The sequence below is a fragment of the Rahnella victoriana genome, from assembly GCF_021276285.1.
GTDB classification, from domain to species: Bacteria; Pseudomonadota; Gammaproteobacteria; order Enterobacterales; family Enterobacteriaceae; genus Rahnella; species Rahnella victoriana.
Genome location: NZ_CP089919.1, coordinates 3992533 through 4007929, shown reverse-complemented (window position 1 = coordinate 4007929; position 15397 = coordinate 3992533). Strand labels below are relative to the sequence as shown.

The following is a 15397-nucleotide window of genomic DNA, read 5'->3' as shown; positions in this document are numbered from 1 at the left end:
TTTTTTGTTGGGGGACGGCGTGGGGAAACCGGCGTTACACGTCACCCTCGTTATCTTTTTCCACCGCCTCATGGATGCGATCCAACATATCCGGGAAGGCGGACTGCACGCGGCTCCAGCTCGGGATAAAGGGCTTTTCGCTTGGCGTATCCACAAAGGCCTGACCGGCTTCCATAATCGCGCCGGAGAACAATTCCACCGCAGATTCTTCACTGTGCCGGTCAAAAGATAAGCCGTTCATTCGTGCATCGTTTTCAAACCCGTCAATCATATCCAGCGCGTTGCGGTAATACGTGGCTTTAAGGATGCGGAACGACTCGCTGGTAATATTCACGCCGAGAATAGCCATCTTGCGGTACAGCGCCTTGGTGATATCAATACTCATGCGCTGCAAACCGTTCGAGGCATCTTCTTCCGACATAGGCTGATGTTTGTGGTCGTAATTGTCGGCAATATCGACCTGACAGATACGTTTGGTCGCCGTGTTGCGATGAAGTTCAGACAGCACGCCGATCTCCAGCCCCCAGTCGCTCGGGATACGCAAATCATTCAGCACGTCCGTACGCATGGCGAACTCACCCGAAAGCGGGTAACGGAAGGTGCGCAGGTATTCCAGAAAATCGGAATGGCCGTAAACGATTTGCAGGGATTTCAGCAGCGGGAACACCAGTAACCGGCCCACGCGGCCATTAAATTTCCCGTCTGCCACGCGGGCGTAATAGCCTTTACAGAAATCATAATGGAAATTCGGATTGGCGACAGGATACATCAGGCGGGCCAGCATATCGCGGCTATAGGTGACAATGTCACAATCATGCAGCCCGACCACCGAAGTGCGGCGCGACGCCAGGGTATAGCCGACACAGAACCAGACATTTCGGCCTTTACCCGGCTCGTTGGGCGAGAGGTTTTCTTTTTTCAGCTCCTGATCCAGCGCCGTCAGACGCGGCCCGTCATTCCATAAAATGCGGTGACGCTGGGGCAGACGGGAGAAAAATTCGCGGGCAAATAAAAACTGGTCGCGGTCAGCCCGGTCCAGACCAATAACGATCTCTTCCAGATATGGCACTTTTGTCAGTTCATCGACAATGCGGGTCAGCGCCGGACCTTCAAGTTCTGAAAACAAGGAAGGTAATATTAATCCCATCGAACGGCGGCCGGAAAACACCTGCAAATCGTATTCGAGTTCTTCGACTTTGCGGTTCGTCAGATTATGAAAATTAGTAATGACACCATCCTGATAAAAATCGCTCATACGGTATTCTCCAATTTTAGAATAGATAAAATTATTGGAAGTCTTCTCTGTAAACACAGAACGATAAACAATACAGAAACAAATTTTTAATAAAGACGTTTACCTTTTCAGTTTTGCCTTCAGCGGCGCGCTATAAAATGATCCAGCCCTTGCGACCAGCCCTGCGGGCCAAATTCCGTCGTGCGAAATACGTGTGAAGGAAAATCGCGTTCAAGTGGCATCGGGTGGTCGTGATGACCTTTAATCACGACCGCATGATCCACCGTGTCGAGCATCGATAAATCATTCGGCCCGTCACCCAGCCCGATACTGATCACCGGCTGTCCCCGTTTTTGCTGATACTGTGCCGCCAACCATTGCACGGCCTGTCCTTTCCCGGCACCGGCTCCCATCACATGCCAGAAACGACCGCCGCGCGTCAGGGCCAGACCTTCCCGCGCCAGACATTTTTTCAGGTGCGCAAAATCCAGATCGTTACCAAACCAGACCAGCGGTTCAGAGGCCTCACGTTGCATCGCCAGGGCGGCATCCGTTGCCGACAATCCTGTCCAGACCGCGACCTGTTCCGGCGTGACATCACCGAAACCACGAAACTCAAAATCGTAACGCTGGCGCAATTCCACCAGTGTCTGGCGGATCTCCGGATAGGCTGCGCCGTGAATGTGAAACGGTGCAGCGTCTGCGGTTTGCCACTCCGACGGCAAATGAATGATCGCGCCATTTTCAGCAATATACGGCTGATGAGTCAGATGCAATGCGGCCTGCAAATTCGCCACTTCGGCTGTCGTTTTGCTGGTGGTTAAAATCAGCGGTATCCGTGCCGCCGCGAGTTTATCCAGCCAGGGCTGAGCGGGTTGCCAGCTGTAATCATGATGGTCGAGCAGTGAACCATCCAGGTCAGTAAAAATAATCAAGGGATCATCAAGGTAAGGCATCTTTTCTCCTCAATTGTGCCGGGGAACCGAAGCGAAACCTTGCCGGTTTACTTCTGCCCCAGCAGCTAAGTATAGATATAAAAATGGGTTTTAACGGCAGGCAGGGCATTTCCGGAATTTTTACCGGCCGAGTTTCACCGGCATGCGACTTTACCCGCAGCGGGTTTGCGGTAATAATTTGGCGCAGTTCCACCGCTGAAAAAGGGGTAAGCAGATGAGCGAAGATGATGATTTATTCAGTCAGGAAATGGCCGGAGTACAGCCCCTGGCGTCGGATAAGCGGGTGGTCTACCTCAAAAACTCAGCCACCGGGAACAAGGTCAGTGCGGAGGCGGTGACAGAAATTCGCGAAAACCCGCTGACCACCGGTTTTCTCAATATTCAGCCGTGTGATGAGCCTCTGGAATACAAACATGATGGCGTACAGCAGGGCGTCCTGGATAAACTCCGGCAGGGAAAATACCCCCTTGCCGCCAGCCTGAATTTGTTGCGCAAGCCCGTTGAACAATGCCGTCAGGAACTGTTTGCCTTTTTCTGTCAGGCGCAGGCCGAAAACTTACGCACGCTGTTGATCATCCACGGCAAGGGACGGGAAGACCAAAGCCACGCGAATATCGTGCGCAGTTATCTTGCCAAATGGCTGAAGCAACTCGATGACGTGCAGGCTTTCTGCGTCGCCTTGCAGAAAGACGGCGGAGCCGGTGCCTGTTACGTCGCGCTGAAGAAAACGGCACAGGCGAAGCAGGAAAACTGGGAACGCCATGCCAAGCGCAGCCGCTGATTCTCTCTGTCCTCCGCAAAGTCACGGCGTGTTTGTTGCGCCGTGGTTTAAGCGTCAGCCTTTACTGTCCTGATACTTTTCAAGCCCGGCGACGGGCACTTAACCGAGCTATTCTCATGTTTTTAAAACCGGTTTATCTGCGCTGTACTCTGTTGTTGTGCGGCGTCAGCCTCTTATCTGCCTGCGATCGAGACGCTTCTGAACAGGACACTCCGCAGGTCATTGAGGGCAAAACCATGGGCACGTTTTACCGTGTCAGTCTGGCTGGCGTGGATAAAAGCCGCGAGGCCGCGCTGCGTGAGCAGATAGAAGCGCAACTGAAAGAAGACGATCATCAGCTCTCCACCTACAAAGACGATTCCGTGCTGTCGCGCTTTAATCAGTATCAGGGCAATGTGCCGCAGCCTGTCAGTGAAGGCATGGCCGACGCCGTTGTCACGTCTCTGCGGATTGGTCGTCTGACCGGTGGCGCGATGGATATTACCGTCGGCCCGCTGGTTAATCTGTGGGGTTTCGGCCCGGATAAACAGCCGGTGAAAACCCCGACGGCGGAGCAAATCAGCGCCGCGCGGGCGCTCACCGGTTTACAGCATCTGAAAGTGATCCAGCAAAGTGACGGGCAATACCTGCAAAAAGATCTGGCCGGTATGTATGTCGATCTCTCCACAGTGGGCGAAGGCTACGCCACCGACCATCTGGCGCGTCTGGTTGAAGGGAATGGCATCAGCAATTATCTGGTGTCCGTCGGCGGCGCGGTGGTATCACGCGGACACAACGCGCAGGGCAATCCGTGGCAAGTGGCGATTCAGAAACCGACGGACAAAGAAACCGCCGTACAGGCGATCGTAGATTTGCAGGGCATGGGGATCAGCACCTCCGGCAGCTACCGCAACTATTACGAACTGAACGGCAAACGCCTTTCCCACATCATTGATCCCGCCACCGGTTCGCCCATCACCCACAAACTGGTCTCCGCGACGGTGATTGCGCCGACCGCACTGGAAGCGGACGGCTGGGATACCGGTCTGATGGTGCTCGGCACACAAAAAGCGCTGGCGCTGGCGGAGCAACAGCATCTGGCGGTGTACCTCATCACCAAAGAGGGGGACGGCTTCAAAACCTACATGTCGCCACAGTTCAAAGCCTATCTGAAAGACCCGCAGTCCTGATCCCTGTTGCTTACAGCGCGCCGTGCAGTTTTCCGGAAAGATAATCGAGAAACGCACGCAGGGCTGACGACTGGCCTTTATGACTGGCATATAACGCCGAAATGGACGATGGCGGCGTATGCCAGTCGGGCAGTAAGCGCAGCAATTTCCCCTCAGCCAGATCCTGTTTGCAGGCCATTTCCGGTAACAGCGCGATCCCCAGCCCGTCCGCTGTGGCCTGACGTAATACCAGCAGGTTATTACTGACCAGCCGCGGTGTGAGCGATATTTTGCGCATACCGTCCTGCAAATGTGTCAGCTCCCATTCTCCGCCCGCCCAGGGTGTTTTCCGTACCAGCGTGGGCAGATAACTGAGTTGTTCGATCGCAGGCGGTTGCGGCAGGGCGCGGATAAAGGCCGGACTGGCAACCAGCACATAGTTCAGCGTGCCGAGTGCCTTGCGGTATAACCCGGAGTCTTCCAGCGGTTCATTGTGTGAACGGAGGGTGACATCGAAATTTTCTTCCAGCAGATCCACCGCACGGTTTATGGCCAGCAGCTCCAGCGTGATGCCGGGGAAGCGTGTCAGAAATTCTGTCATCAGCGGGGCGATCACCATTTCAGCCATCATCACCGGGGTGCAAATCCTCAGTAAGCCACGCGGGTTTTGCTGCAAATCGTCGATCACCTGTTGTGCGGCCTGAGCCTGTTGCAGCAACTTCTGGCATTCGGCGGCGTAACACTCGCCGATGCTGGTGACCGAAAAATGGCGCGATGTGCGCTGCAATAAACGGACGCCGAGACGGGTTTCCAGTGCATCGACGCGGCGGCTGAGCAGCGATTTCGACACGCCCAGCGCCCGTCCGGCAGCGGTGAAACCCTGATGCTGAACCACGGCGGCAAACAGGGCCATATCATTTAAATTGTCGTTCATCGTTTCACCTGTTTGTGCTGAATCATGGCTGCGTTGTCATCGTTTTAAAATAGCAACGATGTGTTGTGATAATAGGTATTTCTGAGGATATCAACAACGATTATCCTGCTTGTATTCAACCAGAATCATGAAAACAGGACAGCCAATGAACATTTTGCATATTGATTCCAGCCCTTTTACCGCCGGTTCAGTATCCCGCGAACTTTCCGCCATGATTGTGGCGGAACTGTGCGCGCGCCATCCGGAAACCACCGTGACTTACCGCGATCTGGGCGTCACGCCGCCGCCGCATCTTTCTGCTGCCGCCATGAGCCTGCTGCACAACGCCCAGGAAGAAGTGATCACCCCGCAATTGCAGGCAGAACTGGACGGCATTTACCAGTCCATCGAACAACTGACCGCCTGTGATGTGATGGTGATTGGCGCGCCGATGTACAACCATGCGATCCCCGGCAATCTCAAAGCCTGGATCGATCAGGTATGTCAGAAGGGGAAAACCTTCCGCTATACGCCGCAGGGCGTGGTCGGGCTTATTCCGGGGAAAACCGCGTACATTGCCTCCGCACGGGGCGGTGTCTACAGCACGCCGGAAACCCTGCTACATGATTTTCAGGAACCCTATCTGGCGTCGATTCTCGAACTGATGGGCGTGAAGGATTGCCATATTATCCGTGCGGAAGGCGTCAGCCGTCAGGCGATTGGCCGGGAAAAAGGGCTGGCGGAAGGGCGGGAAATGCTGCTTCAGATCCTTAATGCCTGAAGCAGCGAGGGGCGTTTAGTGTTTTGCGGAACTGATCAGCTCAAATAACACCACGGTACGTGACGTGCAGATATATTCGCGACCAAACTCAACGTTGTGCTCGTTGATGTCCTCCGGCTGGAAGGTATCGAAAATATGCCGCCAGCTTTCACCGTGCGCCACTGAAGGCAGGGTGAACACCACATCTTCGTGGGAGGCGTTGAACAGCAGCAGCACCGTACTTAACGATCCCTGACGCACCAGACCGGTTGGCTGGGCGCGGCCATCGAGCAACATCGCAATGCATTTGGCGTGCGGATCCTTCCATGCCGCGTCAGACATTTCCTGCCCCTGCGGCTGGAACCAGCTGACATCTTTCACCCCCAGTTTTTCATGCAGGGCACCGGTCAGGAAACGCCCGCGATGCAAGATGGGAAAACGCTTGCGCAGGGCAATCAGACGGTAAGCAAACAATAAAAGCGACTGGCCTTTTTTACCGATATCCCAGTTGACCCAGGCAATTTCCGTGTCCTGACAGTAGGCGTTATTGTTGCCGTTTTGCGAGCGGCCAAATTCATCACCGGCAAGCAACATAGGCGTTCCCTGCGAGAACAGCAGTGTCGCCAGCATATTGCGCATCTGACGCATGCGAAGTTCATTGATGGCCGGATCGTCCGTCGGGCCTTCCACGCCGTAGTTCGCCGAAATATTGTTATCACTGCCGTCCTTGCCGTTTTCACCGTTCGCTTCGTTATGTTTATTGGCATACGACACCCAGTCATTGAGCGTAAAACCGTCGTGTGCGGTAATAAAATTCACGGAAGCATAAGGTTTGCGGCCACGATGATTGAACAGATCCGCAGAACCGGAAAGGCGCGTGACAAACTGCGCCAGCTGACCTTCATCGCCGCGCCAGAACTTACGCACGGTGTCGCGGAAGCGGTCATTCCATTCCATCCAGCCCGGCGGGAAACCCCCGACCTGATAGCCGCCGGGACCACAATCCCAGGGTTCGGCGATCAGCTTGCACTGGCTGAGGATCGGATCCTGACGGCAGGTGTCGAGGAAACCGCAACCTTCATCAAAGCCGTAGCTTTCACGTCCGAGAATGGTCGCCAGATCGAAACGGAAACCATCGACCTGCATTTCGGTGGCCCAGTAACGCAGCGAGTCGGTGACCATCTGCAGGACGCGCGGATGACTGAGGTTCAGCGTATTGCCGGTGCCGGTATCATTGATGTAATACCGCTTGTTGTCGGGCATCAGCCGGTAATAACTGGCATTGTCGATACCTTTGAAGGAGAGCGTCGGGCCAAGCTCATTCCCTTCAGCGGTATGGTTGTAAACCACATCCAGAATCACCTCAATCCCCGCCGCGTGCAGGGTGGCAATCATCTGCTTAAACTCATTGACCGTCTGCGTCGCCATATATTGCGGATGGGGCGCGAAGAAACTCAGCGTGTTGTATCCCCAGAAATTGTGCAGACCTTTGTCCTGTAAATGCCGGTCGTCGGTGAAGGCATGAACGGGCATCAGTTCCACCGAGGTGACGCCGAGCGAACGGATATAGTCCACGATATGCGGGGTACTCATGCCGGAAAACGTACCGCGTAAATGCTCAGGCACCGCCGGATGACGCATGGTATAGCCGCGCACATGCGTTTCATAAATCAGGGTTTTCTCCCACGGAATATGCCGTTTGCGCGCCCGCGCCCACGAGAATGCCGGATCGATAACACGGCATTTGGGCAGAAACGGGGCGCTGTCGCTGTTATCAATGTGCAAATCTTTCTTCGGGCTTTGCAGGTCATAGGCGAACAGGGCATCGTCCCATTTCAGCTCGCCGACAATCTGTTTGGCGTAAGGGTCGAGCAGTAACTTGGCAGGATTAAACCGGTGGCCGTCGTGCGGCGCATAAGGGCCATGCACGCGATACGCATACAGCAGACCGGGGCGGGCATCCGGCAGATAGCCATGCCAGACTTCATCGGTATATTCCGGCAGTTCAATCACGTCGTACTGTTCGCCGTCTTCGTTAAAAAGACAGAGTTCCACCTTGGTGGCATTGGCTGAAAACAGCGCAAAATTCACGCCCAGCCCGTCCCAGGTGGCACCCAGCGGCACCGGTAAGCCTTCACGGACCCGCGTGGTGTGTCCGGAATCAAAACTGCGGACAATCTCACCGTCGCTGTAAGGTTCAATAATTCGCACGCCAAACTCATCGACTGCAATATCGGCCTGTAAATGTGACGGAATGGTGCGGGTTTCTTCCGTCGTTACGACAGGTTTACTTTTCTTGCTGGATCGGGCCTTTGCCATACTTGACGTCACTCCGTTTCAGGGAAATCTGACAAAAAATTGCCGAAAGAGGGCCGCCTGCGTCTGCGCAGACGATAACAACGAGTGTAGACCGGACTCTGTAACTTCTCCCGTAAACCGCCGAAAACCATGATAAGGCGCTGTACAAGGCCATGAGCATCGCCGATAGTGAAAGCGAAAAAGCTAGCCTGCTAGTTATTGTCTGACTTTATCCAGAGGAATCTCCATGACCATCGCATTGCTCAGCCATGTTGAACTTGATGCTGGCTATCCTGAGCGGTTTGAAGCCGCCGGTTTTTCCCTTTATTTCGCCACGACGCCAGAACAGCGCGCCAGCCTTGATCCGCACATCGCCAGGAAAATTCGCGCAGTGTTAACCATCGGCAGTATCGGACTGAGCGCCAGTGAAATGGCCGCGCTGCCGGCACTTGAAATCATTTGTGCGCAGGGTGTCGGCTATGAACACATCGACGTAGCCGCCGCCAGACAGCGGGGTATTCACGTCACGCATGGTCCGGGTACCAATAATTCATCGGTGGCCGATCACACGCTGGCGCTGATGCTGGCGATCACCCGCAAAATCCCGCAATTTGATGCCGCCGTCCGGGCCGGTGAATGGAAAAAAACACGCTGGAATACGCCGGGCATGGCAGGAAAACGTCTCGGTGTGATCGGACTGGGAAATATCGGCGCACTGATCGCACGACGTGCGGCGGGCGGGTTCGATATGGAGATCGGTTATCACAACCGTCGCCCGCTGGAAGACAGTCCGTACCGCTATTTCCTCAGTATCACTGAACTGGCGGCGTGGGCGGATTATCTGGTGGTCGCGACGCCTGGCGGTAAAAGCACCGTCCGGCTGGTGGATGCGCAGGTGCTTCGCGCGCTCGGGCCTGAAGGTTTTGTCATTAATATTGCGCGGGGAAGCGTGATAGACAGCGGGGCGCTGATCGCCAGTCTGAGCCGTCAGGAAATCGCCGGTGCCGCGCTGGATGTGGTGGACGGTGAGCCGCAGGTGCCAGTGGAAATGCTTTCGCTCAGCAATCTGGTGATCACCCCGCATGTGGCAGGGCGCTCACCGCAATCCGTTGAAAATATGATGGCGCTGGTGCTCTCAAATCTCAGGGCGTATTTCGCCGGTAAACCGGTGATGACGCCGGTGCCGGAATAACCGTATTTTGTGCCTATAGTCGTAAAAAGCATAAGTAACCGCTTTTTCTTATTTGTCTGGCATAGCCACAGCCCGTAAGAATAGGGTTTTGGCAAGCTAAGAGGCAGACAGCGGTGAACTTTCAACAACTCAAAATTATACGGGAATCAGCGCGATGCAATTACAACCTGACTGAGGTGTCGAACATGTTGTTCACGTCGCAGTCAGGTGTCAGCCGTCACATCCGCGAGCTGGAAGATGAGCTGGGCGTTGAGATATTCATCCGTCGTGGAAAGCGTTTACTGGGGCTGACAGAACCGGGTAAAGAGTTGCTGGCAGTGGCCGAGAGGATCCTCAACGAGGCGCAAAATATCCGCCGTCTGGCCGATGTATTTTCAAAAGAGGACGCGGGGGTGCTGACCATTGCCACCACCCACACTCAGGCGCGTTACAGTTTGCCTAAAGTGATCAAGGCGTTCCGCGCCATCTATCCGGGCGTGCGCCTTGAGTTACATCAGGGCTCGCCACAGGAAGTGCTGGCGATGCTGCTGAGCGGGCAGGCGGATGTGGCCATCGCCAGTGAAAAGCTGATGAATGACCCTTCCGTCGCCGCGTTCCCGTATTACCGCTGGCATCACGCGATTGTGGTGCCGCAGGGTCATCCGCTGACACTGCAACACCCGCTGACGTTGCAGCACCTGAGCGAACAACCGCTGATCACCTATCGTCAGGGCATCACCGGCCGCTCCCGTCTTGATGAAGCCTTCAGCCGCGCGGCGCTGACTGCCGATATCGTGCTCAGCGCACAGGATTCCGACGTCATCAAAACCTATGTCGAACTCGGGCTGGGTGTCGGTATTCTGGCGGATAAAGCGTTTGAAGCGGGGCGTGATACCGGCCTTCAGCTGATCAACGCGGAGCATTTATTCGAAGCCAACACGGTCTGGCTGGGGCTGAAGAAAGCGCAGTTGCAGCGAAACTACGTCTGGCGGTTCATCGAGTTATGTAATCCGGGGCTGTCAGTGACTGAGATTAAAGAGAAGGTGTTCGCAACGGGGGGCGAGCCGGTAATTGACTATCAGATTTAGGCAGCCAGCGGGGACGGTTTTTGGCTCCTCCCCCTGCGAACGGGGAGGCTGGGAGGGGGTATAGCAAACGAAATTAATGCCAAAGCACACTTCAACTCTTTGATTTGTCATTAATACCCCACCCCAACCCTCCCCTTCGCAGGGGAGGGAGCTGACAGAGCACTTTCTAAGCAATGTCTGGCAATCAGGCCGGGACGGTTTTTGGCTCCTCCCCCTGCGAAGGGGGAGGTTGGGAGGGGGTATAGCAAACGAAATCAATGCTAAAGCACACTTCAACTCTTTGATTTGTCATTAATACCCCACCCCAACCCTCCCCTTCGCAGGGGAGGGAGCTTACAGAGCACTTTCTCAGGAATGCCTCTTTTGGACATAAAAAAACCGGTCAAATGACCGGTTTTTTACCTTCGCTAAACGCGAAATTCACACCGCCGGTTTGGCGATCACATTTCGGTTTTCCATGCGAACTTCCGCAATATTCACGTCAATGATATCGCTCTGACGGTAGGCGACTTCGCCTTTGATCAGCACGGTGCCGGTATCGGCGCTGCACACCAGCTCGTCGCGCACGCTGTGCAGGAACGGCGCAGGGATGAACGCCACGGCACCGATGTCTTGCAGGCGCACACGCAGGCCGCCGCGGGTGACATCAATGATTTCTGCGCTGAACTTCACGTCAGTACCGACCTTGTCTTCCAGATAACGCGCATACAGCCAGTCACCGACATCGCGCTCGGCCATGCGGTTGGCACGGCGGCGTTCTGCCAGCTGAACGGTCATGTCGTCCTGAGGCTTACCGGCAGACTGTTGCAGGATCATCGCTTTCAGCAGACGGTGGTTCACCATGTCGCCGTATTTACGGATCGGGGATGTCCAGGTGGCGTAAGCTTCCAGACCCAGACCGAAGTGTGGCCCCGGCGTGGTGCTGATTTCTGCAAAGGTCTGGAAACGACGGATGCGGCTGTCGAGGAACTGTGTCGGCAATGCATCAAGTTTACGACGCAGGGCGCAGAAACCTGGCAAGGTCAGTAATTCCTGAGCGTTGGCTTCAACGTCATTGGCCTGCAACACGGTGACCGCGTTTTCTACCAGCAGCGGATCAAAACCGGTGTGCACGTTGTAAACGCCGAAACCGAGGCTGTCGCGCAGGGCGATAGCGGCGCAGACGTTGGCGGCAATCATCGATTCTTCAACGATACGGTTAGCGATACGGCGGTGCTCAGCGACGATTTCCAGCACGTTGCCTTTCTCACCCAGTACGAAGCGGTAATCCGGGCGGTCTTTAAACACCAGCGCATGCTCGGTACGCCATGCGCTGCGCACATCACAGACGCGTTTCAGCAGGCGGATCTGATCGGCGATCACATCACTTGCCGGTTGCCATTCGCTTTTCTCATCGGCTTCCAGCCAGTCAGAAACATCGTCGTACGCCAGTTTGGCTTTCGATTCGATGGTTGCGGCGAAGAAACGAATGTCGCTGCCCAGCTGGCCATCCGTGCCCAGCGTGACAGAACACGCCAGCACAGGACGGCTGACGTCCGGCCACAGGGAACAGATATCATCGGACAGTTCACGCGGCAGCATCGGGATATTGAAGCCCGGCAGATAGTTGGTGAACGCGCGTTTTTTCGCGATGTTGTCCAGCTCGCTGCCTTCGCTGACGTAAGCCGTCGGGTCAGCAATAGCGATGGTCATTTGCAGGGTGCCGTCGCCGTTGTCTTTGACATACAGCGCGTCATCCATGTCCTGCGTGCTGCCGCTGTCGATGGTGACAAATGGCAGGGCAGTCAGGTCTTCACGGGTCAGGCCTTCGTCGCGCAGTTCCGCGATATCGGATTTCGGCGCTTCACGTTCGAGATTATGACGTGCCAGCGTGACCCACCACGGCGCGAGATCGTCGGTGCCGGTGGTGATCCATTCGGTGATTTCAGCCTGGAAGCTGTGATCGCCTTCTTTCAATGGGTGGCGACGCATTTCAGCCACACACCAGTCGCCGTCGCTCACTTCATGATTGATATTGCGGGCAACGCGGCACTGAATGGCATCACGTAATAAAGGATGATCCGGGATGATGGAAAGACGGTCGTCTTTCTTCGTTACGCGGCCCACAAAGCGGCTGAGGAAAGGTTCAACCAGGGTTTCCGGCTGGACGACTTCACGCTCTTTTTCAGTTTGCAGCGAGGCAATAACGCGGTCCCCGTGCATGACTTTTTTCATGTACGGAGGCGGAATGAAATAGCTTTTTTGGCCGTCTACTTCAAGAAAGCCAAAGCCTTTCTCAGTGCCTTTTACGATGCCTTCGACACGTGGGGTCTGAGAGTGAAGTTGCTGTTTTAACTGCGCGAGCAGCGGGTTATCTTGAAACATATCGTCCAGAAAATTGGGGGTTAATGTGGCTCGATTAGCGGCAGACAGTTTTACGCGATCTGACCCCGTCGGGCAAGCGGCATCTGCCCCTTTCGCCTCATAACCCTGAAGCGAAAGGGGAGATTTGCGCGATGTCGCGCAGGGACAGCTTAGGCGATACGTTGCAGGTCGGCTTTTTGTTCGCAGCGACGGATGGTCACCGGAACGGCTTTGGAGGTTGGGGTATGGGTCTGATCACCAAAACTGGACATCGGGACCAGCGGATTGGTTTCCGGATAATAGGCTGCCAGATTACCGCGCGGGATATCGTAGCTGACCAGTTTGAAACCGGACACCTTACGCTCGATTCCGTCATTCCACAGCGTTTCGATTTCCACCAGTTCACCGTCTTTCAGGCCCAGATCGGCCAGATCCTGCGGGTGTATAAACAGCACTTCGCGCTGACCATACACGCCACGATAACGGTCATCGAGGCCGTAAATGGTGGTGTTGTACTGATCATGCGAACGCAGCGTTTGCAGGGTGAACGGCGCATTCTGATCGCCCATCGGGATCAGCACCTCAGGCAGCGGGACGGCGCTGAAATTGGCCTTGCCGCTCAGGGTATTGAACTTCAGTTCTGCCGCCGCATTGCCCAGATAGAAACCGCCTTTAATATCGCAGCGCGTATTGAAGTCTTTAAAGCCTGGGATCGTGGCTTCAATGTGATCGCGGATCAGATTGTAATCGTCAGCCAGCGCCATCCAGTCAAGGTATTGGTCACCCAGCACGGCATTGGCGATACCACAGACAATGGCGGTTTCAGAACGCTGTTCTTTGGATAACGGAATGCCGACGCCTTCGGACGCATGCACCATGCTGAAAGAGTCTTCCACGGTGATGAACTGCGAACCGGTCGCCTGCATATCCAGCTCGGTACGACCCAAAGTCGGCAGGATCAGGGCTTCTGCGCCCGGCGTCAGGTGCGTACGGTTCAGTTTGGTGCTGATTTGCACGGACAGATCCAGATTGCTCAGCGCCTGCTCGGTACGCGGGGTATCCGGTGCGGCGGCGGCCAGATTCCCGCCGAGGCAGATCAGCACTTTGGCTTCTTTGCGCAGCATGGCTTCCAGCGCTTCAACGGTGTTATGACCCGGCACGCGTGGCGGAGTGAATTTGAAGTGGCTTTCCATCGCATCCAGCAGGGCGGTCGGCGCTTTTTCGTCGATACCCATGGTGCGGTTGCCCTGCACATTACTGTGACCACGAACCGGACATAAACCCGCGCCCGGTTTACCCAGCTGACCAAACAACAGTTGCAGGTTGGTGATTTCACGCACCGTCGGCACAGAGTGTTTATGCTGCGTCACGCCCATTGCCCAGGTACAAATCACGCGTTCAGCATTCATATAAATAGACGCCGCTTCACGCAAATCCTGTTCGCTCAGACCGGACTGTTCAGTGATTTTTTCCCAGCTGGTGGCATCGACCACGGCCAGATACTCATCAACACCGGCACAGTTTGCCGCAATGAATTCGTCATCAAACAGGGAAGGCTGACCGGATGCGATACGTTCGCGGTGCGTCTGTAATAAGGCTTTCACGATACCGCGCACGGCCGCCATGTCACCGCCAAGGTTTGGCTGGTAATAGGCGGCGCTGATGCGACCTGCTTTCGGTGTCACCACTTCCAGCGGTTTTTGCGGATCGGCAAAACGTTCCAGGCCACGTTCACGCAGGGTATTGAAGCTGACCACTTTTGCGCCACGGTCGGAGGCATGACGCAGGCTGTGCAGCATACGCGGATGGTTGGTACCCGGATTCTGGCCGAAGACAAATATGGCATCGGCTTTCTCAAAGTCATCCAGACGGATGGTGCCTTTACCGACACCGATACTTTGTTTCAGGCCCACGCCGCTCGCTTCGTGACACATGTTAGAACAGTCAGGGAAGTTATTGGTCCCGAACATACGGCCAAATACCTGATACAGATAAGAGGCTTCGTTACTGGCGCGGCCGGAGGTGTAGAAATCCGCCTGATCCGGGCTTTCCAGTCCTTTCAGATGGCTGGCGATCAGTGAGAACGCCTCGTCCCAGCTGACAGGTTCGTAATGGTCGGTGGTGCGGTTGTAACGCATCGGGTGAGTCAGACGACCCTGATATTCCAGGAAGTAATCGCTCTGGGCGCGCAGTTTGCTGACGCTGTGCCGGGCGAAGAATTCCGGTTCGACAGCTTTGCGGGTGGCTTCCCAGCTGACGGCTTTGGCACCGTTTTCGCAGAAACTGAAGGTACTGTGATTGTCGTCACCCCAGGCACAGCCCGGGCAGTCGAAACCGCGACCTTTGTTAACACGCATCAGGTTACGTAAGTTTGAAAGGACTTTCTTACTGTCGAAGACGAAACGGGTGGTTGATTCCAATGCACCCCAGCCACCGGCCGCGCCGTGGTAGGGTTTGATCTCAGTTTTGAATTTCATAGTTATGCTTCGCAGGTGGTTTTTGTCTTGTCTGTAAACAACCGGCACGGTGAAATGTTAATCCGATTGTTAATTTTATGTCACAAGTTTAGGAGGGAGATACGCGAACGTCTAATCGAATGCCATGATGGTGCGATAAGTATTATCTATCGCAGAAAAATATCGGGGAATAACGCAAATTCCTTGTCCGCAAAGGGGTTGTTCAGGGATTTTCATCCGCTGGCAAAA

11 protein-coding genes are annotated in these 15397 nt (G+C 55.1%); 5 read left to right on the top strand and 6 right to left on the bottom strand.

Annotated features, from left to right (window positions below; all coding sequences use genetic code 11):
- Nucleotides 1–34: 34 nt before the first annotated feature.
- Together J9880_RS18500 and J9880_RS18495 are read right to left on the bottom strand one after the other, a co-directional pair.
- The gene (locus J9880_RS18500; RefSeq protein ID WP_095922013.1) at nt 35–1255 is read right to left on the bottom strand and encodes a glycosyltransferase family protein; all 1221 of its coding nucleotides are present in this window, start codon (nt 1253–1255) and stop codon (nt 35–37) included.
- A 119-nt stretch (nt 1256–1374) separates the two neighbouring features.
- Nucleotides 1375–2190 carry a mannosyl-3-phosphoglycerate phosphatase-related protein gene (locus J9880_RS18495; protein WP_119826026.1) on the bottom strand — a complete coding sequence of 272 codons (816 nt, stop codon included), beginning with the start codon at nt 2188–2190 and terminating at the stop codon, nt 1375–1377.
- A gap of 214 nt (nt 2191–2404) precedes the next feature.
- Here J9880_RS18495 and smrA point away from each other — a divergent pair, with 214 nt between their 5' ends.
- Together smrA and apbE are read left to right on the top strand one after the other, a co-directional pair.
- Complete coding sequence (gene smrA, locus J9880_RS18490; RefSeq protein ID WP_095922015.1) at nt 2405–2971, top strand: DNA endonuclease SmrA; 567 nt, start codon at nt 2405–2407, stop codon at nt 2969–2971.
- A gap of 116 nt (nt 2972–3087) precedes the next feature.
- A complete protein-coding gene (apbE, locus tag J9880_RS18485; protein WP_232769743.1) occupies nt 3088–4140 on the top strand; it encodes an FAD:protein FMN transferase ApbE in 1053 nt (350 codons plus the stop codon).
- Nucleotides 4141–4150: 10 nt separating this feature from the next.
- On the opposite strand, the gene J9880_RS18480 is transcribed toward apbE, so the two are convergent.
- Nucleotides 4151–5053 (bottom strand): LysR substrate-binding domain-containing protein, encoded by a 903-nt coding sequence (locus J9880_RS18480; protein WP_232769742.1) that lies wholly within the window; start codon nt 5051–5053, stop codon nt 4151–4153.
- 145 nt (nt 5054–5198) lie between these two features.
- Between J9880_RS18480 and J9880_RS18475 the strand changes: the two genes are divergently transcribed.
- On the top strand, nt 5199–5813 hold the full coding sequence (locus J9880_RS18475; RefSeq protein WP_095922018.1) for an FMN-dependent NADH-azoreductase: 615 nt from the start codon (nt 5199–5201) through the stop codon (nt 5811–5813).
- Between the two features lie 15 nt (nt 5814–5828).
- Here J9880_RS18475 and glgX read toward each other — a convergent pair whose 3' ends face one another.
- Complete coding sequence (gene glgX / locus J9880_RS18470) at nt 5829–8111, bottom strand: glycogen debranching protein GlgX (RefSeq protein WP_119826030.1); 2283 nt, start codon at nt 8109–8111, stop codon at nt 5829–5831.
- A gap of 226 nt (nt 8112–8337) precedes the next feature.
- On the opposite strand from glgX, the gene J9880_RS18465 reads away from it, so the two are divergent.
- Entirely contained in the window at nt 8338–9282 is a 945-nt protein-coding gene (locus J9880_RS18465; protein WP_232769741.1) for a 2-hydroxyacid dehydrogenase, read from the top strand.
- Nucleotides 9283–9395: 113 nt separating this feature from the next.
- A complete protein-coding gene (gene cbl, locus J9880_RS18460; RefSeq protein WP_095922021.1) occupies nt 9396–10349 on the top strand; it encodes an HTH-type transcriptional regulator Cbl in 954 nt (317 codons plus the stop codon).
- Nucleotides 10350–10769: 420 nt separating this feature from the next.
- On the opposite strand, the gene J9880_RS18455 is transcribed toward cbl, so the two are convergent.
- Both J9880_RS18455 and J9880_RS18450 read right to left on the bottom strand, forming a co-directional pair.
- Nucleotides 10770–12713, bottom strand: coding sequence for an exoribonuclease II (locus tag J9880_RS18455; protein WP_095922022.1), 1944 nt, complete (start codon nt 12711–12713; stop codon nt 10770–10772).
- Between the two features lie 149 nt (nt 12714–12862).
- The gene (locus tag J9880_RS18450) at nt 12863–15169 is read right to left on the bottom strand and encodes an FdhF/YdeP family oxidoreductase (protein ID WP_232769740.1); all 2307 of its coding nucleotides are present in this window, start codon (nt 15167–15169) and stop codon (nt 12863–12865) included.
- Nucleotides 15170–15397: the final 228 nt, after the last annotated feature.

What these genes read in the sequence shown, in the direction of transcription:
- J9880_RS18500 (WP_095922013.1), bottom strand. Translation starts at nt 1,255, where the DNA reads ATGAGCGATTTTTATCAGGATGGTGTCATTACTAATTTTCATAATCTG.
- J9880_RS18495 (WP_119826026.1), bottom strand. Translation starts at nt 2,190, where the DNA reads ATGCCTTACCTTGATGATCCCTTGATTATTTTTACTGACCTGGATGGT.
- smrA (WP_095922015.1), top strand. Translation starts at nt 2,405, where the DNA reads ATGAGCGAAGATGATGATTTATTCAGTCAGGAAATGGCCGGAGTACAG.
- apbE (WP_232769743.1), top strand. Translation starts at nt 3,088, where the DNA reads ATGTTTTTAAAACCGGTTTATCTGCGCTGTACTCTGTTGTTGTGCGGC.
- J9880_RS18480 (WP_232769742.1), bottom strand. Translation starts at nt 5,053, where the DNA reads ATGAACGACAATTTAAATGATATGGCCCTGTTTGCCGCCGTGGTTCAG.
- J9880_RS18475 (WP_095922018.1), top strand. Translation starts at nt 5,199, where the DNA reads ATGAACATTTTGCATATTGATTCCAGCCCTTTTACCGCCGGTTCAGTA.
- glgX (WP_119826030.1), bottom strand. Translation starts at nt 8,111, where the DNA reads ATGGCAAAGGCCCGATCCAGCAAGAAAAGTAAACCTGTCGTAACGACG.
- J9880_RS18465 (WP_232769741.1), top strand. Translation starts at nt 8,338, where the DNA reads ATGACCATCGCATTGCTCAGCCATGTTGAACTTGATGCTGGCTATCCT.
- J9880_RS18455 (WP_095922022.1), bottom strand. Translation starts at nt 12,713, where the DNA reads ATGTTTCAAGATAACCCGCTGCTCGCGCAGTTAAAACAGCAACTTCAC.
- J9880_RS18450 (WP_232769740.1), bottom strand. Translation starts at nt 15,169, where the DNA reads ATGAAATTCAAAACTGAGATCAAACCCTACCACGGCGCGGCCGGTGGC.